At 55.0% G+C, this 22,414-nt stretch carries 16 protein-coding genes; 11 read left to right on the top strand and 5 right to left on the bottom strand.

Translation table 11 applies throughout. The features are described 5' to 3' along the window. Window positions 1-5 precede the first annotated feature (5 nt). Genes H0S68_RS18715 through H0S68_RS18705 form a run of 3 tightly spaced genes read left to right on the top strand, consistent with a single transcriptional unit; the run spans window position 6 to window position 4,094 of the window. Window positions 6-1,121, top strand: coding sequence for a contractile injection system protein, VgrG/Pvc8 family (locus H0S68_RS18715; RefSeq protein WP_410528916.1), 1,116 nt, complete (start codon window positions 6-8; stop codon window positions 1,119-1,121). 45 nt (window positions 1,122-1,166) lie between these two features. Beyond that, window positions 1,167-3,323, top strand: coding sequence for a GDSL-type esterase/lipase family protein (locus H0S68_RS18710; protein ID WP_410528915.1), 2,157 nt, complete (start codon window positions 1,167-1,169; stop codon window positions 3,321-3,323). A 9-nt stretch (window positions 3,324-3,332) separates the two neighbouring features. Then, window positions 3,333-4,094, top strand: coding sequence for a hypothetical protein (locus H0S68_RS18705; RefSeq protein WP_410528914.1), 762 nt, complete (start codon window positions 3,333-3,335; stop codon window positions 4,092-4,094). Window positions 4,095-4,356: 262 nt separating this feature from the next. On the opposite strand, the gene H0S68_RS18700 is transcribed toward H0S68_RS18705, so the two are convergent. Beyond that, window positions 4,357-4,599, bottom strand: a complete 243-nt coding sequence (locus tag H0S68_RS18700) for a DinI family protein (protein WP_410528913.1) — start codon at window positions 4,597-4,599, stop codon at window positions 4,357-4,359. A 602-nt stretch (window positions 4,600-5,201) separates the two neighbouring features. Beyond that, entirely contained in the window at window positions 5,202-6,050 is an 849-nt protein-coding gene (locus H0S68_RS18695) for a MurR/RpiR family transcriptional regulator (RefSeq protein ID WP_041414843.1), read from the bottom strand. 168 nt (window positions 6,051-6,218) lie between these two features. On the opposite strand from H0S68_RS18695, the gene murQ reads away from it, so the two are divergent. From murQ to yfhb, 3 genes are read left to right on the top strand one after another with little or no spacing between them, the layout of a single operon-like run. Then, entirely contained in the window at window positions 6,219-7,112 is an 894-nt protein-coding gene (gene murQ, locus H0S68_RS18690; protein WP_122080034.1) for an N-acetylmuramic acid 6-phosphate etherase, read from the top strand. An 18-nt stretch (window positions 7,113-7,130) separates the two neighbouring features. Next, window positions 7,131-8,498 (top strand): PTS transporter subunit EIIC, encoded by a 1,368-nt coding sequence (locus H0S68_RS18685; protein ID WP_020828195.1) that lies wholly within the window; start codon window positions 7,131-7,133, stop codon window positions 8,496-8,498. Between the two features lie 3 nt (window positions 8,499-8,501). Further along, entirely contained in the window at window positions 8,502-9,158 is a 657-nt protein-coding gene (gene yfhb, locus H0S68_RS18680) for a phosphatidylglycerophosphatase C (protein WP_020828194.1), read from the top strand. A gap of 40 nt (window positions 9,159-9,198) precedes the next feature. On the opposite strand, the gene yiaY is transcribed toward yfhb, so the two are convergent. Both yiaY and H0S68_RS18670 read right to left on the bottom strand, forming a co-directional pair. Then, window positions 9,199-10,350: an L-threonine dehydrogenase gene (gene yiaY / locus H0S68_RS18675; RefSeq protein ID WP_122080033.1), complete on the bottom strand. Its 1,152-nt coding sequence runs from the start codon at window positions 10,348-10,350 to the stop codon at window positions 9,199-9,201. A 199-nt stretch (window positions 10,351-10,549) separates the two neighbouring features. Beyond that, the gene (locus H0S68_RS18670) at window positions 10,550-11,602 is read right to left on the bottom strand and encodes a DUF2157 domain-containing protein (RefSeq protein ID WP_410528912.1); all 1,053 of its coding nucleotides are present in this window, start codon (window positions 11,600-11,602) and stop codon (window positions 10,550-10,552) included. Between the two features lie 183 nt (window positions 11,603-11,785). On the opposite strand from H0S68_RS18670, the gene tadA reads away from it, so the two are divergent. Then, window positions 11,786-12,298, top strand: a complete 513-nt coding sequence (gene tadA / locus H0S68_RS18665) for a tRNA adenosine(34) deaminase TadA (RefSeq protein WP_410528911.1) — start codon at window positions 11,786-11,788, stop codon at window positions 12,296-12,298. Here the strand turns inward: tadA and mltF are convergent, their stop codons facing one another. Beyond that, complete coding sequence (mltF, locus tag H0S68_RS18660; RefSeq protein ID WP_128865118.1) at window positions 12,299-13,759, bottom strand: membrane-bound lytic murein transglycosylase MltF; 1,461 nt, start codon at window positions 13,757-13,759, stop codon at window positions 12,299-12,301. 276 nt (window positions 13,760-14,035) lie between these two features. Between mltF and purL the strand changes: the two genes are divergently transcribed. From purL to glrR, 4 genes are all read left to right on the top strand, one after another. After that, complete coding sequence (purL, locus tag H0S68_RS18655) at window positions 14,036-17,929, top strand: phosphoribosylformylglycinamidine synthase (RefSeq protein ID WP_217331814.1); 3,894 nt, start codon at window positions 14,036-14,038, stop codon at window positions 17,927-17,929. 809 nt (window positions 17,930-18,738) lie between these two features. After that, entirely contained in the window at window positions 18,739-20,175 is a 1,437-nt protein-coding gene (locus H0S68_RS18650) for a sensor histidine kinase (RefSeq protein WP_046372891.1), read from the top strand. A gap of 2 nt (window positions 20,176-20,177) precedes the next feature. Next, window positions 20,178-21,050, top strand: coding sequence for a two-component system QseEF-associated lipoprotein QseG (gene qseG, locus H0S68_RS18645; protein WP_130016682.1), 873 nt, complete (start codon window positions 20,178-20,180; stop codon window positions 21,048-21,050). Next, entirely contained in the window at window positions 21,047-22,384 is a 1,338-nt protein-coding gene (gene glrR, locus H0S68_RS18640; protein WP_020828186.1) for a two-component system response regulator GlrR, read from the top strand. Before qseG ends, glrR begins: the two co-directional genes overlap by 4 nt. Window positions 22,385-22,414: the final 30 nt, after the last annotated feature.

Below are 22,414 nucleotides of genomic sequence, written 5' to 3'. Positions count from 1 at the left end.
TGATTATGGACACGACAACCCCGGTAGAGTATCGGCCAGAATTTAGCGTAACCGCCGAAGGAAAGGATATCACTGAGGCTATCCGTGATCGTTTGGTAGAAATTACCTTAACAGATCACGGCGGAGCGACAGCAAAGGCGGATGAGCTGCAAATTACGCTGATGTCTGAAACGTTAAAACTACCCTCTAAGGGTGCCCGACTGCAGCTTGCACTTGGCTTTAATGGCAACCTGATTAATAAAGGGTGGTTTGTCGTCAGCCGGGTGTCCAGCAGTGGCCCGCCGCGTAAAGTGGTGATCTACGGCACGGCGGCCCCGATGAATGCCGAAAAGCAGCCTGGTAACGTGCAGAGCCAAAAAACACGCAGTTGGGACAGCATGACGATCGGCGACATTGTGAAAACCGTGGCGCAGGATAATGGTCTCAAACCCCGTGTTACCGAAAAGTTGGCCGGTATCATGGTCGATCATATCGATCAGGTTCGTGAGTCAGATGCTTCTCTGTTAACACGGATTGCCCGCAACTACAGCGCGATTAGCAAACCTAGCGGTGGTTATTGGCTTTTTCTGGAACAGGCGGCAGCTGTAGCTGCTAGTGGTAAGGAGATGCCGTCGGTAACGGTCGTGCCCTCAATGCTATCCAGTTGGAGTTACTCAAGCGGCGATCGTGGCGCGAGTACAGGAAAGGTATCAGGTTCGGGTGGGGATAAAAAGAAAAGCAAGGTGGGGGTGGACTACTTCGATGAGGCCGATGGTAAAACAAAAACGGCACACGTTGACCATGACGGGCCAGATATCACCAACCCTTTCACACAGCCAAGTAAAGCCCATGCAGACCACCGAGTTAAATCTCGGGCAACGCAGGCTAACCGTAACGAATTTCGAATGACGCTGACTGGCCCCTGTCGTCCTCAATACTTGCCATTAACGGCGGAAAGCCGGGTGACAACATCCGGATTTGGTGAGGTGGAGGATCGGGATTGGGTGATTGAGTCACTTGCTTTTAGCCTTACGTCGAAGGGCATGACAATGGATTTTAATGTGGTGGACAATATCAGGAGCACGAGTAATAAAGAGAAAAAAGTGAAGAAAGAAGAAAAGAAAGGCATTGATTACTTCTAACTCAATCGTGTTGCTTTAATTTAAACTTAATAAGAGTGCTTATATATGGCAGAGCTTATCGTCATTTCTGGCGTTTTCACTACGCCAGAGGGTAAAATATTCCCAAATGTTAGAATTGGTATAACCCTAAGAAGGAATACTAATGACTCATTTAGAAAGCTAACAGCAACGCAAATAACAGATGAGTTAGGTGAGTATAGTTTTGAGTTGTTGCCAGGTGAGTATGATGTCGCTGCATTATATCCAAGTGGAAAAAGTGAAATACTTGGTTCAATAATATTATTGGAAAACAGCCAGGCTGGATCACTTAATGATTACTTAGTGGCATTTACCCCAGGGCCAAATTTACTAAAAGAGATGACTGAAATTTTGTCCCAAATGTCTGTTAGCTCTAGTGAAGCATTGATGGCAGCTAGTTTTGCCTCGGAATCAAAAGATGGGTCAAAATTCTATTGTGATCTTGCAGAAGTAAAGGCCGGTGAAGCATCACAATACAGTAATGTGGCAGTAGACAATGCTGGCATTTCTCGTGTTGCTGCTGCCATAAGCATAAACGCCAGAGATGATGCAAAGTTGGCATCAGAATCTGCGAAAGTGAGCGCAGGAAATGCCCAGAATATCGCTGATGCTAATACTTATAACATCACCCCAGAAGACCCAGATGGCACGTTAGCTGGTATTGCTGGAACTCCTTTTGGAAAGTCATTCCGTGTTGGGCTCGGTATAGGCAAGGGGTTTAAGACATATATAAATGATAACGGAGTGGCCTTAGAGATATCGGAAAGCCCATCGGCAGAGAAAGTAAACGAATTATATGGAAAAATTAAAACTGTTGAACTAGAACTAACAGAAGAGTCTTCATATCCTGTTGCAGGAAAAAATGGAGAGGCTCATATATATGTTGAAAATAAAAAAATTGGTGGTAGTGGGCTGAGTGACTCCCTTCATAAGGATATCCAAGAAAAGTTAGGAGGGAGCATACTTTCTTCTCAAGATGGAGAGTTGATCGATGAGAATGTTTGGCCAGCGCTGGTCAGGAATGGCAAGGTATTTGGTCATTTTGAAGGCAGGCGACTGAGTGTTTACGACATTATCATAGAAAACCCTGATGCCTTCGACTTGACTCAAGCAAAATCATTTGCGCCACTAATTACTAATGGTCGTACTCTATATCGCTGGCGAGCAATACGAGCGATGCTTGATAGATTGGTGAATACCCGTGGGAAAGTATTAGGTATTGGTGATAGTTATATGGATTTTGCAACCATTTTGCAGATATTGGCAAATTGGTTGTATGGTGTTCATGGCAAGTCAGCTGATGGCTGGGCAAGTGTGTGTGGCCCCGTAAGTGGCCGTAAAATGTACCTGAATGAGATGACATTCACCTTTTCCGGGTTTACGGCGTGGAGCATCGGCGGCCCCGACGATGACAGTTCGCCATACGGATGCGGAATTGATGGGTACTGCATTTACACATCGGGAACTGATGCAACGGCGAAACTGAGTAATTTCGACGGCACGCGTATTACTATCTATCACCGCGACTCCGGCAGTTTCCGCTACCGTATTGACGGCGGGGGCTGGGTAACAGTAACGACTACCGGAACGGGAGGGAAATCCAAAACGGAGATAATGGGGTTAGCTTCGGGACTTCACTCTATTGATATAGATACCTCAGTCAATACTGACGTAGTGGCCATCTATTCATTCTATGCCAAAAACTGGGATAAGGCGGGGATTGAAGTTCACAAGTGCGGACATGCGGGTGCGAGGGGCATTCAGTACCTAAACAAAATCAGCCCACATATTCCCTATTTTGCTAAAGAAATAAATCCCGACCTGGTTATTATTATCTTGGGGACGAATGACTATCGATACCCAACGAGTAATGTTTCCAACTTTATTGCGGGTATTCACTCAATTGTTTCTGCTTTTCGTTCAGTGTCGCCAGATGTCGGAATTGTATTTATTGCTCCGCCTGATACAAAAGGGATACCGGCTAACCCTGCAGTCCCCTTAATTTCATTTGTTAATGCGGCAAGGGCCTACAGTGCGGCTAACAATATTGAGTTTGTTGACTGGCATGGACTCACGCCTGATTGGGAAACGGCAAATAAGCTTGGTCAGGTTGCTGATGATTTACATGTTAATGACAACGGAGCAACAGGGTTGGTCAATAGCGTGAAAGATACTTTAATTTGAGGGCATTGAATGAAAAACTTTTACGTGGATTTTTCAAACGGTAATGGCACGCCAGATCCGGAACAACGAACAGTACTATCATTTTTCAACGCAAAACCGCAATTACCGGTAGCTAACGGTATTACTGATGGCTGGTGGCCGAGAAAAGGCCCTAACCCATATCGGAATCTTTACAACCCAAACAACCCTCTCATTCCTTATGGTATCCCCGCGCTGGAAGACACCTTCGCCACGGTTGGCCTGGGTAGGCACTTGGCTACGGGCGTTCGTCCCGGCAAGGATTGGACGTGTATCGTGATGTCTGCGCTTCGTGGGCCTGGTGTGGGTTCGGGCTATGATATCTCGAATTTTGGCAACGATAGCGTTGGCGATACGCTGGGATCAGCGGGTGGGGCGCTTAGTCCAAACAATATCTATGCAACTGCCGGGTCAAACGTTAAGTCTGGGAGCGTTCCAGTTCCTGCTACAGATACCGGCTTTTATTTTACTGCAGGTATCTTCAGCGACACCCCCTCAATCCACCTTTTTAACGGTGCTGGGAAAGTGGGTTTTGCAAATGTGGCCATGGGTGGCGTTGCACGCGTAGCGCCGCCACCGCGTGAAATGGTGCTTGGACGGTCTTACGCCTCAAACTCTCCCGCAGGCCCGCGCAACATTGGCCTGACGCTGATCTTTAACAGAGCGCTGACTGTTGAAGAGGTTGACGCCAACTGTACCTATCTATCGACGACCTGGGCAAACGCCTGGGGCGTTAAGATGGCTGGTGTATAAACAATGCCGGGAAGGACCCCGGCTATTTAAAACAGCTTGTAGTAGTCGAAGTCCATCGCAGCCTCAACAGCACTTCCTTGGGTTAGGAATGGCGTTTCTGCTATGAGTGGCCAGCGGCCCTTGTGTAGAAAGTAGACCCAGAACTTACCTTCCTCGTCTTCACGCAAGGCGAACATGGGAGGGCTGTTGATCGTTGGTGACGGGTACCGGTCGTTTTCTGTCAGAAGAAAAATCTGCCGCCCATTTATTCTAAGGCTGCCCATCAGATATCAGTGACAAGCCACTCATCGGCTTCTTCGAACATCTCTTCCAACATCCGATTCAGCTTTTCTCTGTCGCTTTTGTTTGCGTCGGAGTTAAGGCCGTTCGCCTGCATTGGCTTCACTTTCACATCGGCATCGGGGAAAATCCGATGCACTCGCTTAGTCAATTCTGCTTTGATCATCTCTGCCGCGTCAGGCAAGCCATTAACATTACGCTTATCAAAAACCAGTTCTACAAACATTTCACGCCTCAATTTATGCTGTATATATAACCAGTATTATCAGCTTTAATCTGGCATTTGATCAAGTAGCGGCATGCTGAAATTGGAAGGATTTGTGTTACTGGTGGTGCGGAATGGGAAAAATGAGGATAAAACTCAGCAACGCAATTAATAACACGAACAAATAACCAGCTGATTAACAATGTAAAAATATCAATGCTCGCACATGTCGCAGTTGATGCATTTTTTGGTAATCAGCAGTGCCATTTCAGTTATCTTTTAATCGGTGCACACGAACAGGCGCGCAATCTATCATAAAACCCATTTTATTGGGCGTTTTTCCACCGGCGCCCGCCAATGCGTTGCTGCAGAGCGCTCACCCCTTGAGATGGCCGTCATAATAACTCTGGCGGGTCATTGGCCAACTGATCGAAATCAACCATTTCCTGACCATTGAAGATGGAGCGCTCACCCGTACCAGTCGCTGCTGTATGAAGCTGCGGATATGTCGCTACCATGCCTGCCTGTTAGGCAAACAGACTGATAAATGCGAAGGCGCTGTGCGGAACCTAAAAAAGCTGCGTTTTTATACCTTGGTGTTTGTGACGCGGACACCATACGACTCAGACGAGTTTTTTCATTAATTGTTCGCTGTGTTTGATGCGTTCGGGGGCGCGATCGAGATCGTGCTGAATTAAGGCCATAAACAGCAGGTCGGTGAGGGCGTATTGAGCGGTACTGGAAGAAATGGCAGCGCTGCGGGTATTGGGCTCTTCGGCAATGGTATACAAACAGTGATCGGCACGTTGCTGCAGGCCGTTGGGTGAAAAACTGGTGAGCGCCAGCACTTTTGCGCCGGCAATGCGGGCTTCTTCCGCCGCCAGATTGATTTCCCGCCGTTCACCGCTGAACGAAATTGCCAGCAATAAATCCCGCTTATCCAGCGCCTGAACCGCCGCCAACTGAACGTGCATATCCTGCTCGGCTACGGCAATAACGCCGATTTTCAACAGCTTGTATGAGAAGTCCTTGGCGACCAATCCGGAAGCGCCGATCCCCAATAAAATAACCCTCCGCGCCTGACGCAGCATTTCCAACGCTTGATGCAGGCGCTCTTCACTGTTGATATCCAGCGTGGCGCGCAGTGCAGCCTGCTTTTCCACCAACAGTTTTTCGCCGACGGCTTTCAACGAGTCGCTGCTGAGGATCTGGTTATGCACCGTGACCACAGGTTCCTTTTGCGGCTGGGCTAGCGTTTCACTCAGTGCCAACTTTAGCGCCGGGAAGCCTTTGTAGCCCATCTTCTGAGCAAACTTCACCACGCTCGACTGGCTGATGCCGGCCAGTTGAGCCAGCTTCTGCGAACTGAGATGGCGTGCCTGCTCCGCGTTATGCAGCAGAAAGTCCGCCAGCTTGCGGTCATTTTGAGCCAGCGTTGGATACATCTGGCGAATACGAAGAAGGGTACTCATTCATTTTTCCCTTGAGGCCAGCGGCCATTCTGCCACGTGGGAGGCGAAAACGCGCGGTGAAAATTTTTTGTGAGCGAGACTTTAAAATAGCAAAAAGCGCTCGCTTTGTTGAATAAAATATTCAAATAATGATTTCAGTTTGTGAATTAAAAATTCAAAGGTGAAGAGATGAATTTAGGCGCATTAGTATCCGAAAGCCGCAACCCGGCCACGCTTCGACTCGACGAGATGACAACGTTGGAAATGGTGAGTTGCTTCAATCAGGAAGACCGCAAGGTGCCGGAGGCGATTGAAAAGGTGTTGCCGGCCATTGCACAGGCAGTGGACCTGGCTGCGGCGGCATTGAAGGCGGGCGGTCGGCTGATTTATCTCGGTGCCGGGACCAGCGGCCGCCTTGGCGTGTTGGATGCCTCTGAATGCCCACCAACCTTCGGCGTGCCGCATGGCATGGTCATCGGGTTGATTGCCGGCGGTCCGGGTGCGTTGCTCAAAGCGGTAGAAGGCGCGGAGGATGATGCGGCGTTGGGTGAAGCCGATCTTATCGCACTGGATTTGACCGCGACCGACATGGTGGTGGGGCTGGCGGCTTCCGGGCGCACGCCTTATGTGATTGGTGCGCTGCGCTATGCGCGACAACTGGGCTGCCCGACGGCGGCAATCTCCTGCAATCCGGACTCACCGATCGCCCATGAAGCGCAGGTGGCGATTTCGCCGGTAGTGGGGCCAGAGGCCCTGACGGGGTCCACTCGGCTGAAGTCGGGCACCGCGCAGAAGCTGGTGTTGAATATGTTGTCGACCGGGGCGATGGTCAAACTGGGGAAGGTCTACCAAAACCTGATGGTGGATGTAAAAGCCACCAACGTCAAACTGGTGGATCGTGCCTGCCGCATCGTGGTGGAGGCCACCGGTGCTGAACGCAGTCAGGCCGAAGCGGCGCTGACACAGACCGGTTTTGAGGTTAAACCGGCAATCCTGATGATTCTGGCCGGCGTTGACGCTGAAGAGGCGCAGTTGCGCTTAAAGCAGCACGACGGCTATTTACGCGCGGCGTTGACGCGCTAACGACACCTGGGGCGGGCGATGGACAAAACAACGGCACTGGCAACACAGATTCTGGCAGGCATTGGTGGGGAAGGGAATATCCTCCGGCTGGAGAACTGCATGACACGGGTACGCGTCGAGGTTAGCGACGAGCAACGCCTTGATCTGGCGGCGCTCAAGCAGTTGCCAGGCGTCAAAGGCTATATCAAACAGGGCGAACAGCATCAGTTCATTGTCGGGCCCGGCGCCGCCGCCAAAGTGGTGGACGCGATGCGCTCATTGCTCACGGGGGCCCCTGCGGTTGCGGCTGCCGGGGACAACATCGCCCGCAACAAGGCGCAGGCCAAGCAGAAATATGCCGCGCCGATGAGCGGCGCGCTGAAAAAGCTGGCCGATGTCTTTATCCCTTTGATCCCGGCTTTCATCGCCTCTGGCCTGATTACCGGCATCATCAACCTGTTGAAGCGGCCGGACATTGCCGGCGAGCTGGCGGTGAATTACCCCAACGTGCTTGGGCTGCTGGCCATTTTCGGCAGCGCGGTGTTCGCCATCATGAATATTTTGGTGGGGGTTAACGCCGCACGGGTGTTTGGCGGTTCGCAGGCGATGGGCGGTGTGATGGCCGGGATTCTCTCAAGCCCGGCATTGGCGCAGATTACTTTATTCGGCGAAGCGCTGCAGCCGGGGCGCGGTGGGGTGATTGCCGTGCTGTTGGTGGTGGCGTTGATGTGTTGGGTAGAAAAACGCCTGCGCAACTGGCTGCCGGAGTCGATAGAGCTGATCCTCAACCCGCTGATCACCACCTTGGTGACCGCATCCCTGGCTATTGTGATCCTGCAGCCGTTGGGCGGTTATATTTCAGACGTGATTGCCCACGGCGCCAATCTGGCGATCGATAAAGGTGGCTTACTGGTGGGCGCGGTGCTGTCCGGGCTGTTTCTGCCGCTGGTGCTGTCCGGTTTGCATCAGGGCCTGGTGCCGATCCACGTCGAACTGGTTCAGGCGCATGGTTCCAACCCGTTATTGCCTATTTTGGCGATGGCCGGGGTTGGGCAGGTCGGGGCCGCGTTGGCGGTATTGATGAAAACCCGCAATGCGCGCCTCAAAAAGGTCATCAAAGGGGCGTTGCCGGTCGGCATTCTCGGTATTGGCGAACCCTTGATTTTTGGTGTCACTCTGCCGCTGGGCAAACCTTTTATTGCCGCCTGTCTCGGCGGTGCGGTGGGCGGGGCGCTGATCAGCTATTGGAAAGTGGCAACGGTGATCACCTTTGGCATCTCGGGTTTACCTTTGGCGTTAACCATCGTCTCGGGTAAGGTGATGTTGTATCTGACCGGCCTGGTGATTACCATTGCCGCTGGATTTATTTTCACCTGGATAATGGGATTCAACGATCCTGAGGAGTAGCCCTTGAGCGAGAAACAGAGCCAGCAGGCCGGGGAAGGCCGCCGCGTGGTGTTCTTTGATCTGGACGGCACGCTGCATCAGGAAGACATGTTTGGCAGTTTCTTGCGTTTTTTGCTGCGCCATCTGCCGTTGAATCTGCTGCTGGTGGTGCCGCTGCTGCCGGTTGTCGGGTTGGCGCTGCTGGTGATGGGCCGTGCAGCCCGTTGGCCAATGAGCGTACTGCTGTGGTCGATCACCTTTGGGCGTTCGGAGGCCAGGTTAAAGGCGCTGGAGCAGCGTTTTGTGACTTATTTCCGCAATAAGGTGACCGCTTTCCCGGTGGTGCAAATGCGTTTGCGGCAGTACCTCGAGGCGCATGATGCGCAGGTATGGTTGATTACCGGTTCACCGGAACGGCTGGTGGAGCAGGTGTATCAGGATTCGGCCTTTCTGCCGCAGATTCACTTGGTGGGCAGCCGCATCCTGCGGCGTTACGGTGGTTGGGTGCTGGCTTTACGTTGCCTGGGTGTCCAGAAGGTGACGCAGTTGGAACAACGTCTAGGCACGCCGCTTAAGCTGTATAGCGGCTATAGCGACAGCAAGCAGGATAACCCGCTGTTGTATTTCTGCGAGCACCGCTGGCGAGTCAGTAAACTGGGTGAGCTGCAGCAGTTGGAATAACCAAAGGGCGGATTTTCCGCCCTTTGCCGTTTTTGATGACTTACATTGCCGCGCGGAAAATGGCGACAATCTGCGCGTGAGTGGCCTGTATTGGGTTAGTGAAGCCGCAAGCGTCTTTCAGCGCGTTGGTGGCCAACGTATCCAGATCCTGTTCTTTCACCTGCAAATCACGCAGCCCGGCCGGGATGCCAACGTCTTGTGCCAGTAATCGAATGGCGGCAATACAGGCCGCGGCACCCTGCTGATCGTTAAGGTAGCTCACATCCAACCCCATGGCGGCGGCGATATCCTTCAGGCGAGACGCACAAACGCTGGCGTTAAATTCCTGCACGTGTGGCAGCAACACCGCATTACACACCCCATGCGGCAGGTCGTAGAAACCGCCGAGCTGGTGCGCCATCGCATGCACATAACCGAGAGAAGCGTTGTTGAAGGCCATCCCAGCCAGGAATTGGGCATAGGCCATATTTTCGCGCGCTTGCATATTGCTGCCGTCGGCAACGGCGTCGCGCAGCGATTCGGCGATCATGGTGACGGCCTTCAACGCACAGGCGTCGGTAATCGGGTTGGCGGCGCTGGAAACGTAGGCCTCAATCGCGTGGGTTAAGGCATCCATGCCGGTGGCGGCGGTCAGGCCTTTCGGCATCCCGGCCATCAGATGCGGATCGTTTACCGACAGGATCGGCGTAACGTGTTTGTCGACAATCGCCATTTTTATGTGGCGTGCTTCATCGGTGATGATGCAAAAACGGGTCATTTCAGAGGCGGTGCCGGCGGTAGTGTTAATGGCGATCATCGGCAACTGCGGTTTTGCAGAGCGGTCTACGCCTTCATAGTCCTTGATGTCGCCGCCGTTGGTGGCCAGCAACGCGATGCCTTTGGCACAATCGTGCGGTGAGCCGCCCCCCAGGGAGATCACGCAGTCGCATTGATGCTCTTGCAGCAGGGCCAGGCCCTGTTTCACGTTCAGCGTGGTGGGGTTAGGGTGAGTGCCGTCATAAACGCAGCTTTCGATTTGCTGCGCGGCGAGCAACTGTTGAACCTGGGCGACTACGCCAATGTTATTCAACACTTTGTCGGTCACGATCAACGCCTGACGCAATCCCTGCTGTTTCAGGGTTTTTGCCGCTTGGTCCAGACAGCCGGAGCCAATCATGTTGACGGAAGGGATAAAGAAAGTTGAGGCAGCCATAAGTCACTCCTGGATAAAAGCTTTATTGCTTGCCCCAAACACTACTCCGCTAATTATTAAGTCATCATGATCTATCGCAACATCACAGAGATTAGGTCAGGTGATTGATTTAGTTTTAGTTTAACCACTTATACTTTGTGGGTTTGGCCAGGTCAGAGCCAAACCCAGCAGTAACTCTTACCGTTAAAACCGGCGAGCCTTAATCATCGGTTTGGTCATGCGGTTTACGGCCCCATTGCCAGACTTTTTCCGCGTAATGTCCCAGCGCCCACAGGCTCAGGCCGAGCACCACAAAGAAAATCGCCTTGGGCATGGCGTCCCAGAAAAATTCGAAGAAGCGGGTATAGAGGTTAATACCGAGGAAGGTCAACCCAAACCCACGTAGCATGGCGTCGTCGCGTTTCAGCCCCAGCCAGATGCACCCGACGGCGGCGAGGCCGAACAACAGACTCCAGTGGAGCAGTTCAATCTGACGTGCGTTATACCAGCTGTCGAGATCGCCATAATTCCCGAAAATCGACAGCAACCATAGGGCGATGAACAGATACAGCAAGCCCATCGCCAGCGAAACTCGCTCCAGTCCACGGCGAGCGAGCAGTGGTTGCAACAGCAATGCTGCGGCGATCAGCACCACGCCAAAGGCGATAAAGCGAATCGGGAAGCTCATGCCCAGCCAATAAGCCCCCCAGCCGGACAGATAGCCGGTCTCGGCACCAAAAGCATTGCCGAGCGACAGCAGGGCAAACCACCACACCAGCCCGGAACGGCTGCACCAGCCAATCACGCCATACAGCAGCGCGGCGAACGTCAACAGCAACGAGACCCGGCCACTGCCGTTATCCAGCCAGACGCCCATTTGCCACAGGGCGCAGGCGGTGAACAGCACGGCAACGAACAAGGCGGCTTCATTACCGTAGCGTTTCTCCGGATGCCGACGGCGGCGTCTCAGCGCCCAGTCATAGCAAAGCGCGGCCACTACGGCGGCGATCGCCATACGTACTGGCGCATCAAAGCGGAACAATTCCCCCAGGCGATAAAGCAATTCGCTGTCAGCGAACAGGCTGCTGATGGCAATCACCAGCGAAGCCAGCGCGGCGAGAAACGCATAACGTGCCAGCCGTCGCCAGTCGAAGGGTTGTACCTCAACGTGTTGCAGCAGCTGTTGCTGCTGTTGCGCCGTCAGCGCACCTTCATCTACCCAGCCGTCCAGCGCTTTGCGCACGACGGTGGCGTTTTTCTTGCTGAGTTTCATGTTTCCTGTCCCTGAAAAACACCGTGATTCAATCAGTATATACCCGTTGTATTTCAAGCCGCAGTGAGTCATTTCTCCGCCGCTGAGAAGGGACGGCTATATTTTCCCCGGTTAACACGGGCGCAGCATGCAGCGCCGCTACTGTGTATAATGCCCGCCGCAAAGTGCACGAGGAATAATGCAATGACTGAATATAACGATGAATACTGGATGCGTCAGGCATTGCGGCTGGCCCTGCGTGCGCAGGAAGAGGGAGAGGTGCCGGTCGGGGCGCTGTTGGTACTGGACAATCAGGTGATTGGCGAAGGCTGGAACCGGCCGATTGGCCGCCACGATCCGACCGCGCATGCAGAAATCATGGCGCTGCGGCAGGGCGGGGCCGTGTTGCAGAATTACCGCCTGTTGAATGCGACCTTGTACGTGACCCTGGAGCCGTGCGTGATGTGTGCGGGGGCGATGGTGCATAGCCGCATTCGTCGATTGGTTTACGGTGCTGCCGATGTGAAAACCGGGGCAGCGGGATCGCTGGTGGATATTTTACGCCATCCCGGAATGAATCATCAGGTGGAGATCCTCTCCGGCGTGCTGGCCGAGGAATGCGCGGCTACCTTGAGCAACTTTTTCCGCATGCGCCGTGAACAGCAAAAGGCGTTGAAGCAAGCGCAACGCGCGCAGGCAGGTAAGGATCCCGAATAATCAGAAGTTAAGTGCCAACTCCGGCGCCACTGCCGGATAGCCTTTCCCCAGCTCCGCCTGTTCGGCCGCTTCCTGCGCCGCCTTTCTTTCCCTTTCTTGCAGATACCCCACCAGGCTGACCTGATAGCGGCGGATGTTTTCCACGTAGTTATAGGCTTCGCGTCCGCGCGCATAGCCGTAGGTCAACTGCGGGTAGTAGCGCTTCTGGCTGAGCATCGGCAGGCGCTGTTTGACGTCGACCCAACTGTCCGGGTTGCCTTTTTGCATTTTGGTCAGCTTGCGGGCGTCGAGCATATGGCCCCAGCCCATGTTGTAGGCCGCCAGCGCAAACCAGATACGCTCATCTTCCGGCACGGTGTCGGGCACCTTGGCCATCAGCCGCTGTAAATAGAGTGCGCCCCCCTGAATGCTCTCCTCAGGATCGAGGCGATCGTTAACCCCCAGACCGTCGGCGGTGGCCCGCGTCAGCATCATCAGACCACGAACGCCGGTGGGTGAAGTGGCCTGCGGGTTCCAATGCGATTCCTGATAGGCAATGGCGGCCAGCAGCTTCCAGTCGATCTCGCTGGCGTATTTTTCAAACAGCGAACGGAAAGTGGGCAGTACCGAATCTATCGCCGACAGGAAGGTTTTGGTATCAACGTAATCGAAACTGCCCACGTGGCCGAGGTATTTCTCTTCCAGCCGCGCCAGCGTGCCGTCATCCACCATCTGGCTGTAAAAATCCAGCATGGCCGCGTACAGGCTGTCGTCGGTGCCGCGCTTCAGGTACCAGGTGACAGGTTCTTCATCGGTGACGTCGAAAGCCACCGCCAGCTGCGGATGGATGCGCTGCAGCAGGGCGATGGTCACGGAGTCGCCGAGGGTGTAATCCAGTTTGCCGTCGGCGACCTGCTCGAGCAGCTCTTTGGAGGTGAGATCGCTGGAAGCTTCCCAACTGAGGTCCGGGAACTTACTTTGTTTGAGCTGTTTCAGCGTGCTGACGTGTGCCGAGCCGGAGGCGACCGCCAGCTTGCCTTTAATATCGGCAAAGCTTTTGGGGCGTGCGGTGCCCAGGCGATAAACCAACTGCTGGGAAACGGAATAGTAAGCCGGGCCGGTTCGGGCGCGGCTGAGGCGATCCTGATTGTAGATCAGGCCGGCGGCCAGCAGGTCGGCATCGTCATCGTCCAGATCGTCGAACAGGTCGTTGATGTTCTTATGCGGGATCACCACCAACTTCACCCCCAGATAGTTGGCGAAACGTTTCGCCAACTCGTAGTCGAGACCACTTGGCCCCTGCTTGGTAGTGAAATAGGTTAACGGCGAGTTTAGCGTACTGATACGCAACTCGCCGCGGGATTTGATCTCTTCGAGTTGCCCGCCCTGGCCGCCGCGCCAGGTAATATTGGGCCACAGGGCGAGCGCCAGAAGCAGGGTGACAACACCGATTAGAATGTAGTTTATTTTAAGGCGTTTCAAATAGTTATCCAGTGGTGGCACAGGTGCACTGCCGATTGTCATCCCGCTTTTTCTTATGGTTAAATCACCAGTGCCGGGGCATTTTGCGCAACAAAACGCCAGCGTGCAACTTTATTGATACGTTATGACAATTCGATGGCGCGAACAGCTTTTATCAATAATAGCTACGCAAACGGTTTCGTCTGTCGCGCAGATTCTCTATAATGGCGCGCGTTTTCCCCCTGTTGCGCCCAATGAAGTGCTGAAGTCAGTTGCTTCGAAGACGAGAGAACTTTGATTATGGAAATACTGCGTGGTTCGCCCGCTTTGTCGGCTTTTCGTGTTACCAAACTGTTGTCCCGCTGTCAGGACGCCCAACTTCCGGTCAGTGATATCTACGCCGAGTACGTCCACTTTGCCGATGTCAGCGCACCGCTCAATGCCGAAGAACACGGCAAGCTCACGCGCCTGCTCAAGTACGGTCCCTCTCTCGCCGAACATGCCCCTGAAGGTCGCCTGCTGTTGGTGACACCGCGTCCGGGCACCATTTCTCCCTGGTCTTCCAAAGCCACCGATATCGCCCATAACTGCGGTTTGAAGCAGGTGGTGCGGTTGGAGCGCGGTCTGGCGTTTTACGTCAAGGCACCGACGCTGACTGAAGCGCAGTGGCAACAGCTTGCCGCATTGCTGCACGACCGGATGATGGAAACCGTTTTCAGCAGCTTGCAACAGGCAGAACAGCTGTTTGCTCAGCATCAGCCGACGCCTTATCAGGCGATCGATATGCTGGGGGAAGGGCGCAGCGCGCTGGAACAGGCCAACCTCAAGCTCGGTCTGGCGCTGGCCGAAGATGAAATCGACTATCTGCTGAATGCCTTTACCGGGCTGGGGCGCAACCCGACGGATATCGAACTCTATATGTTCGCGCAGGCCAACTCGGAGCACTGCCGTCATAAAATTTTCAACGCCGATTGGATCATCGACGGCGAACAGCAGCCGAAGTCGCTGTTCAAAATGATCAAAAACACCTTCGAGCAGACGCCGGATTACGTGCTGTCGGCTTATAAAGACAACGCCGCCGTGATGGAAGGTTCGCAGGTTGGCCGTTTCTTCGCTGCGCCGCAAAGCGGTCAGTATGACTATCATCAGGAAGAGGCCCATATCCTGATGAAGGTGGAAACCCATAACCACCCGACGGCGATCTCCCCGTGGCCGGGTGCCGCTACCGGTTCCGGTGGCGAGATCCGCGACGAAGGCGCTACAGGTCGCGGTGCCAAACCCAAAGCCGGTCTGGTGGGCTTCTCGGTTTCCAACCTGCGCATTCCCGGCTTCGAGCAGCCCTGGGAGCAGGATTTTGGCAAGCCGGATCGCATCGTAACCGCACTGGATATCATGACCGACGGCCCACTGGGCGGCGCGGCGTTCAATAATGAATTTGGCCGTCCGGCGCTGGTGGGATACTTCCGTACCTACGAAGAACAGGTTAACAGCCATAACGGCGTCGAACTGCGCGGTTATCACAAACCGATCATGCTGGCGGGCGGTATCGGCAACATCCGCGCCGATCACGTGCAAAAAGGTGAAATCACCGTCGGCGCCAAACTGGTGGTGCTGGGTGGCCCGGCGATGAACATCGGTCTGGGCGGCGGCGCAGCCTCTTCTATGGCCTCCGGCCAGTCCGACGCCGATCTGGATTTTGCCTCGGTACAGCGCGACAACCCGGAAATGGAACGCCGCTGCCAGGAAGTGATAGACCGCTGCTGGCAGTTGGGCGAACAGAACCCGATTCTGTTTATCCACGATGTGGGGGCGGGCGGTTTGTCTAACGCCATGCCGGAGCTGGTCAGCGACGGTGGCCGCGGCGGCCGTTTTGAACTGCGCGATATCCTTAACGACGAACCGGGCATGAGCCCGCTGGAAGTCTGGTGCAATGAATCACAGGAACGCTATGTGATGGCGATTGCCCCGGCGCAGATGGCGCAGTTCGACGAGATTTGCCGCCGTGAGCGTGCCCCTTATGCAGTGATCGGTGAAGCCACCGAAGAACAGCATTTGACGCTGAACGACAGCCATTTCGACAACCAGCCGATCGACATGCCGTTGGACGTGCTGCTGGGCAAAACGCCGAAGATGACGCGCGATGTGACTCGTTTGCAGGCTAAAGGCCAGCCGGTACAGCGCGACAACATTACTCTGGCCGATGCGGTAAAACGCGTTCTGCACCTGCCGGCAGTTGCCGAGAAAACTTTCCTGATCACCATCGGCGACCGTACCGTGACCGGCATGGTGGCACGCGATCAGATGGTCGGGCCATGGCAGATCCCGGTAGCCGACTGCGCGGTTACCACCGCCAGCCTGGACAGTTACTACGGTGAAGCGATGTCGATCGGCGAACGCGCGCCGGTTGCCCTGCTGGACTTTGCCGCTTCTGGCCGCCTGGCGGTGGGCGAAGCGCTGACCAACCTGGCGGCGACCGAGATTGGCTCGCTCAAGCGCGTCAAACTTTCCGCTAACTGGATGGCGGCAGCCGGTCACCCGGGTGAAGATGCCGGCCTGTATGAAGCGGTAAAAGCGGTGGGCGAAGAGCTTTGCCCGGCGCTGGGCATCACCATTCCGGTGGGCAAAGACTCAATGTCGATGAAAACCCGCTGGCAGGAAGGCAACGAGCAGCGCGAAATGACGTCGCCGTTGTCTCTGGTGATCACTGGTTTTGCCCGCGTGGAAGATGTTCGCCACACCGTGACGCCACAACTGCGTACCGACAAGGGCGACACGGCATTGCTGCTGGTTGACCTGGGTAACGGCCATAACGCGCTGGGTGCCACTGCGCTGGCGCAGGTTTACCGTCAACTGGGCGACAAACCGGCCGATGTGCGTAACGTCGAGCAACTGGCAGGCTTCTTCAACGCGATGCAACAATTGGTCGCCGACCGCGCACTGCTGGCCTACCACGACCGCTCCGATGGCGGCCTGTTGGTGACGCTGGCGGAAATGGCGTTTGCCGGCCACTGCGGTGTACAGGTAGATATTCAAGGGTTGGGCGACGACGCGCTGGCAGCGCTGTTCAACGAAGAGTTGGGCGCGGTGATTCAGGTGACGGCCGATCGGCTTGAAGCGGTCCAACAGGCGTTTGCTCAGCATGGCCTGACGGACAATGTGCACCACATCGGCAGCGTACAGGCCGGCGATCGCTTTGTGATTACCCAGGGCGACAAACCGGTGTACAGCGAAAGCCGTGCCACGTTACGCACCTGGTGGGCGGAAACGACCTGGCAGATGCAGCGCCTGCGCGATAACCCTGAATGTGCCGATCAGGAGCACCAGGCCAAGCAGAATGAACGCGATCCTGGCCTGAACGTCAAACTGAGCTTCGCACCTGAAGAAGATATTGCAGCACCTTATATCGCCAAGGGGGCTCGCCCTAAAGTGGCGGTACTGCGCGAGCAGGGCGTTAACTCCCACGTTGAGATGGCGGCGGCATTCCATCGCGCCGGTTTTGATGCGGTGGACGTACACATGAGCGATCTGCTGGAAGGGCGCCGTGACCTGCAGGACTTCCATACCCTGGTGGCCTGCGGCGGTTTCTCTTACGGTGACGTGTTGGGCGCAGGCGAAGGTTGGGCGAAGTCGATTCTGTTCAACGAGCGCGTGCGCGACGAGTTCGAATCTTTCTTCCACCGTCCGCAGACCCTGGCACTGGGCGTGTGCAACGGCTGTCAGATGATGTCGAACCTGCGCGATCTGATCCCCGGAGCCGAACATTGGCCGCGTTTCGTACGTAACCTGTCAGACCGTTTCGAGGCCCGTTTCAGCCTGGTGGAAGTGGCGGCCAGCCCGTCGCTGTTCATGCAGGGGATGGCGGGTTCGCGTATGCCGATTGCGGTATCGCATGGTGAAGGTCACGTCGAAGTGCGCGATACGGCACATCTGGCGGCGCTGGAGCATCATGGTCTGGTGGCGTTACGCTTTGTCGATAATGCCGGTCAGGTAACGGAAAGCTACCCGGCCAACCCGAACGGTTCGCCGAACGGTATCACCGCCGTCACCAGCGCCAATGGGCGTGCGACGGTAATGATGCCGCATCCGGAGCGTGTGTTCCGCACCGTGAGCAACTCATGGCATCCGGAAGAGTGGGGTGAAGACAGCCCGTGGATGCGCATGTTCCGCAACGCCCGTAAGCAGCTGGGCTAAGCGATAACGCTGTGCTAGCCGAAAGGGACGCAAGAGATTGCGTCCCTTTTCAATTTATTTATGGCCATGGTTAAGACGATGGCGATTGTCTGCATTTTGCGACAGAGGGTATTTTCATTGTCTCTAAAAAGAGACACGTAACTTATTGATTTTTAATGACCAGAAATTAATTGGCTTAAGTTGTCGGTTTTTGGCGACAGGGCGGTGTTTTTTTCTTCGCCAGCACATCTGAAAATGAGAGTGCTTTGGCATGGGTTTTGTTTTTTTTATTTTAAATTCAGTTGGTTAATAAATTCATTGAAAAGTTGGCACGTTAAGTGCATTATTCTGCTCAGTTGCTCATTCAACTTTTTATGACGGCCCCGTAAATAGACGGAACAGTTGCCTCATAAGCCCCCCGAATGATGCCAAAGAAATGGTGCCTATCGTCCAACTAAACCGATAATAGCCGCGTAAGCGCTTTATCAAGCATCGGGCGACACGTGGAGTGAGGCACCGCCTGTATCCAACTGTGATGAGTGTTCATCAATTCCGGATACTTACGGATGCTATTCGTCCTGTTCGATGCCAGCCCTTGGGCTACATCACCCTGGGGACGAGAAATTAAGGGCATCCACACTTTCTTGCGATGGGGCAGTCTTGCCCCAACGTCAAATACCAAAGCATGCTCACCACTCTTTACCGATAAGTTCTGACCCGTACTCCCTACCTATGGCCTGATTCTCCTTATTTCCTGACGCTCCGCTGAACGCCGGGCTTTCCTCTCATCGGCGACTCGGTTAGCATCGAAGCAGACTAGAGACAATGAGATGATTTCGTTGAAAAGATGGCGTTTATTTCCCCGTTCGCTACGTCAACTGGTGTTGATGGCGTTCTTGCTGGTGCTGTTGCCGCTGCTGGTGTTGGCCTATCAGGCTTACCAGAGCCTGGATCACCTCAGCGCCCAGGCGGCGGACATCAACCGCACTACGTTGGTGGATGCACGACGCAGCGAGGCGATGACCAGCGTGGCGTTGGAAATGGAGCGTAGCTATCGCCAATATTGCGTGCTGGTGGATCCCACACTGGCGCGCCTCTATCAGAATCAGCGCAAACAGTATTCGCAAATGCTGGATGCCCATGCCCCAATCCTGCCGGATGAACGCTACTATCAAACCTTGCGCGATCTGTTGACTCAACTGGCAGCGATTAAATGCCAAAGCAGCGGTCCGGATCCGCAGGCTTCCACGCTGTTAGAATCGTTTTCACGCTCCAATGCCGAGATGGTACAGGCGACGCGTGCCGTGGTGTTTTCACGTGGCCAGCAGCTACAGCAGGCGATTGCCGAGCGCGGCCAGTTCTTCGGCTGGCAGGCGCTGATGCTGTTTTTAGTCAGCGTGATGCTGGTGGTATTGTTCACCCGCATGATTATCGGCCCGGTCAAGGCGGTAGAGCGAATGATCAACCGTTTGGGGGAAGGGCGAGCCTTGGGCAGTACGGCTTCCTTTAAGGGGCCGCGTGAATTACGTTCGCTGGCGCAGCGCATTATTTGGTTGAGCGAGCGCCTGGCCTGGCTGGAGTCGCAGCGCCATGAGTTCTTGCGCCATATCTCGCATGAACTGAAAACGCCGCTGGCCAGCATGCGTGAAGGCACCGAACTGCTGGCAGATGAAGTGGCAGGGCCGCTGACCTCCGATCAAAAAGAGGTGGTGACCATCCTCGATCAAAGCAGCCGACACCTGCAGCAACTGATTGAACAACTGCTGGATTACAACCGCAAACTGGCCGATGGCCCGGCAGAACATGAAAATGTCGAGTTGACCGAAATGGTCGAGATGGTCGTGGCTGCGCACAGTTTGCCGGCCCGGGCAAAAATGATCCGCACCGAGATCCAACTGGATGCGGAAATATGCTGGGCAGAGCCTACTCTATTAATGCGCGTGCTGGATAATCTCTACTCCAATGCGGTGCACTACGGCAAGGAATCCGGTAACATTTGGATCCGCAGCCGTCAGGTTGGACAACGGGTGCAGATTGATGTCGCCAACAGCGGCACGCCAATCCCCGAGGCCGAGCAAACCATGATTTTCGAGCCTTTTTTCCAGGGTAGCCACCAGCGAAAAGGGGCGGTAAAAGGAAGCGGTCTGGGGCTGAGCATCGCGCAGGATTGTATCCGCCGGATGCGCGGTGAACTGCAGCTGGTTGAAGTCGCCGGCGCAGACGTCTGTTTCCGTATTGAATTGCCATTAACCGCCGAGAATGAATAATAATGTACACATGGTCTAAACGCCTTCGTCTTACGCAGACCGAACGTTCACCGCGTGCCGCACTGGGTACGCCACTCGGCAAGCGTCGATTTTCTTTTTTAGGCAGCGTGCTTTTTATGCCGTTTCTGTTGGCAGGCTGTGTCGATCGCGCAGTCAGCGGTGGTCTGAATCAACCGCAGCAGGAAGCGATCCCGGACACCAAAGTGGTGGATTACCGCATTGCGGCCTGTGACAGTCTGTGGGCGCTGGATGATAAAGATGCGTTGAATAATTCACTGTACTGGCTGCGCGCTATGGACTGTGCCGATCGTATCGGTTCAACCCAGGCACGTGCGCTGGCGAAAACTCTACCCGGCAACAGCTGGGACGGCATTTTCAAACAGAGCATTTTGCTGGGCAGCGCCGAACCGACTTCGGGCGAGCGACGCCAGATAATTGACCGCCTGAACAGCTATCGCCTGGAGTTCCCAAGCTCGCTGCGCCCGCTGCTGCAGCTGTGGCGTCAACAGCAGGTACTGCAGGTCACCCTGTTTGATGAAAAAGCACGTTATCAGCACCTGCAGGAAAGCTCCGACAGCCAGATAGATCTGCTACGCCAGAATCAAATACGCCTACAAGCGCAGCTGCAGGATACGTCACGCAAGCTGGAAAACCTGACCGATATCGAACGTCAGCTCTCTTCACGCAAGCAGCTGCAAAGTGAAATCCCGGATAACAACGGGACACAGCCAAAAACCGACGCAGCGGGCAAGAAAGTGGCGCCGGCCAAGGCCGAAGAATCGGACGCCGAGCCGGAAAAGGGCACCGCCCTGCCGGTCGAGCCGGAAGATACTTACGCGCCGCCCCCCGCTAATAAGGAGTCTCACGCGCAATGACAGCACGCAAACCGGCCAATTTGTTATTGGTTGACGACGATCCCAGCCTGCTCAAGCTGTTGGGCATGCGCCTGACCAGCGAAGGGTTTCATGTCACCACCGCCGAAAGCGGCCAGGAAGCGCTGCGCCTGTTAGGGCGCGAGAAGATTGATCTGGTGATCAGCGATCTGCGGATGGATGAAATGGACGGCATGGCGCTGTTTGCCGAGATCCAAAAACACCAACCGGGCATGCCGGTGATCATCCTGACCGCCCACGGTTCGATCCCGGACGCGGTGGCGGCCACTCAGCAGGGGGTGTTCAGCTTCCTGACCAAACCGGTGGACCGCGATGCGCTCTACAAAGCCATCGACGAAGCGCTGTCCCAATCATTACCGGCCGGTGACGACAGCTGGCGTGAGGATATCGTCACCCGCAGCCCCATTATGCTGCGCCTGCTGGAGCAGGCAAAAATGGTGGCGCAGTCAGACGTCAGCGTCTTGATCAACGGCCATAGTGGCACCGGTAAGGAAGTGTTGGCACAGGCGATCCACGGTGCCAGCCCGCGCGGCAAGAAGGCGTTTATCGCCATTAACTGCGGTGCGTTGCCGGAGCAACTGCTGGAGTCCGAGCTGTTCGGTCATGCCAAAGGGGCGTTTACCGGCGCGGTCAGCAGCCGTGAAGGTTTGTTCCAGGCGGCGGCAGGCGGGACGCTGTTCCTCGACGAGATTGGCGATATGCCGCTTTCGCTGCAGGTGAAGTTGTTGCGCGTGCTGCAGGAACGCAAGGTGCGTCCGCTGGGCAGTAACCGCGATCTGGACATCGATGTACGCATTATTTCCGCCACCCACCGCGATCTGCAAAAGGCGATGGCGAAAAACGAATTCCGCGAGGATTTGTATTATCGCCTCAACGTGGTGAACCTGAAGATCCCGGCGCTGAACGAGCGGGCCGAGGATATTCCACTGCTGGCCAATCATCTGCTGCGCGAATCTGCCAAGCGACACAAGCCGTTTGTCCGCAGCTTCTCTTCGGACGCCATGAAACGCCTGATGACCGCCACCTGGCCGGGCAACGTGCGCCAATTGGTGAACGTGATCGAGCAGTGCGTGGCCCTGACTTCCGCACCTGTTATCAGCGAAGCGCTGGTAGAGCAGGCGTTGGAAGGGGAAAACACCGCCTTGCCGACCTTTGTCGAGGCGCGTAATCAGTTTGAATTGCATTACTTACGCAAACTGTTGCAGATCACCAAGGGTAACGTCACCCAGGCCGCGCGCATGGCGGGCCGTAACCGTACCGAGTTTTATAAATTGCTGTCGCGCCATGAGCTGGACGCCAACGATTTTAAAGAATGATGTTTTCCGCCGCGGCCTGCGCACGCAGGT

This window comes from Serratia sp. AXJ-M, from assembly GCF_046531865.1.
In the GTDB taxonomy this organism is placed as follows: domain Bacteria; phylum Pseudomonadota; class Gammaproteobacteria; order Enterobacterales; family Enterobacteriaceae; genus Serratia; species Serratia liquefaciens.
Note: the sequence above shows the minus strand (reverse complement) of the source record. Positions and strands in the feature narration are given on the sequence as shown.

Bases quoted from the DNA above. Each gene is read 5' to 3' on its own strand.
- H0S68_RS18715 (WP_410528916.1), top strand. From the start codon at position 6: ATGGACACGACAACCCCGGTAGAGTATCGGCCAGAATTTAGCGTAACC.
- H0S68_RS18710 (WP_410528915.1), top strand. From the start codon at position 1,167: ATGGCAGAGCTTATCGTCATTTCTGGCGTTTTCACTACGCCAGAGGGT.
- H0S68_RS18705 (WP_410528914.1), top strand. From the start codon at position 3,333: ATGAAAAACTTTTACGTGGATTTTTCAAACGGTAATGGCACGCCAGAT.
- H0S68_RS18700 (WP_410528913.1), bottom strand. From the start codon at position 4,599: ATGTTTGTAGAACTGGTTTTTGATAAGCGTAATGTTAATGGCTTGCCT.
- H0S68_RS18695 (WP_041414843.1), bottom strand. From the start codon at position 6,050: ATGAGTACCCTTCTTCGTATTCGCCAGATGTATCCAACGCTGGCTCAA.
- murQ (WP_122080034.1), top strand. From the start codon at position 6,219: ATGAATTTAGGCGCATTAGTATCCGAAAGCCGCAACCCGGCCACGCTT.
- H0S68_RS18685 (WP_020828195.1), top strand. From the start codon at position 7,131: ATGGACAAAACAACGGCACTGGCAACACAGATTCTGGCAGGCATTGGT.
- yiaY (WP_122080033.1), bottom strand. From the start codon at position 10,350: ATGGCTGCCTCAACTTTCTTTATCCCTTCCGTCAACATGATTGGCTCC.
- H0S68_RS18670 (WP_410528912.1), bottom strand. From the start codon at position 11,602: ATGAAACTCAGCAAGAAAAACGCCACCGTCGTGCGCAAAGCGCTGGAC.
- tadA (WP_410528911.1), top strand. From the start codon at position 11,786: ATGACTGAATATAACGATGAATACTGGATGCGTCAGGCATTGCGGCTG.
- H0S68_RS18650 (WP_046372891.1), top strand. From the start codon at position 18,739: ATGATTTCGTTGAAAAGATGGCGTTTATTTCCCCGTTCGCTACGTCAA.
- qseG (WP_130016682.1), top strand. From the start codon at position 20,178: ATGTACACATGGTCTAAACGCCTTCGTCTTACGCAGACCGAACGTTCA.
- glrR (WP_020828186.1), top strand. From the start codon at position 21,047: ATGACAGCACGCAAACCGGCCAATTTGTTATTGGTTGACGACGATCCC.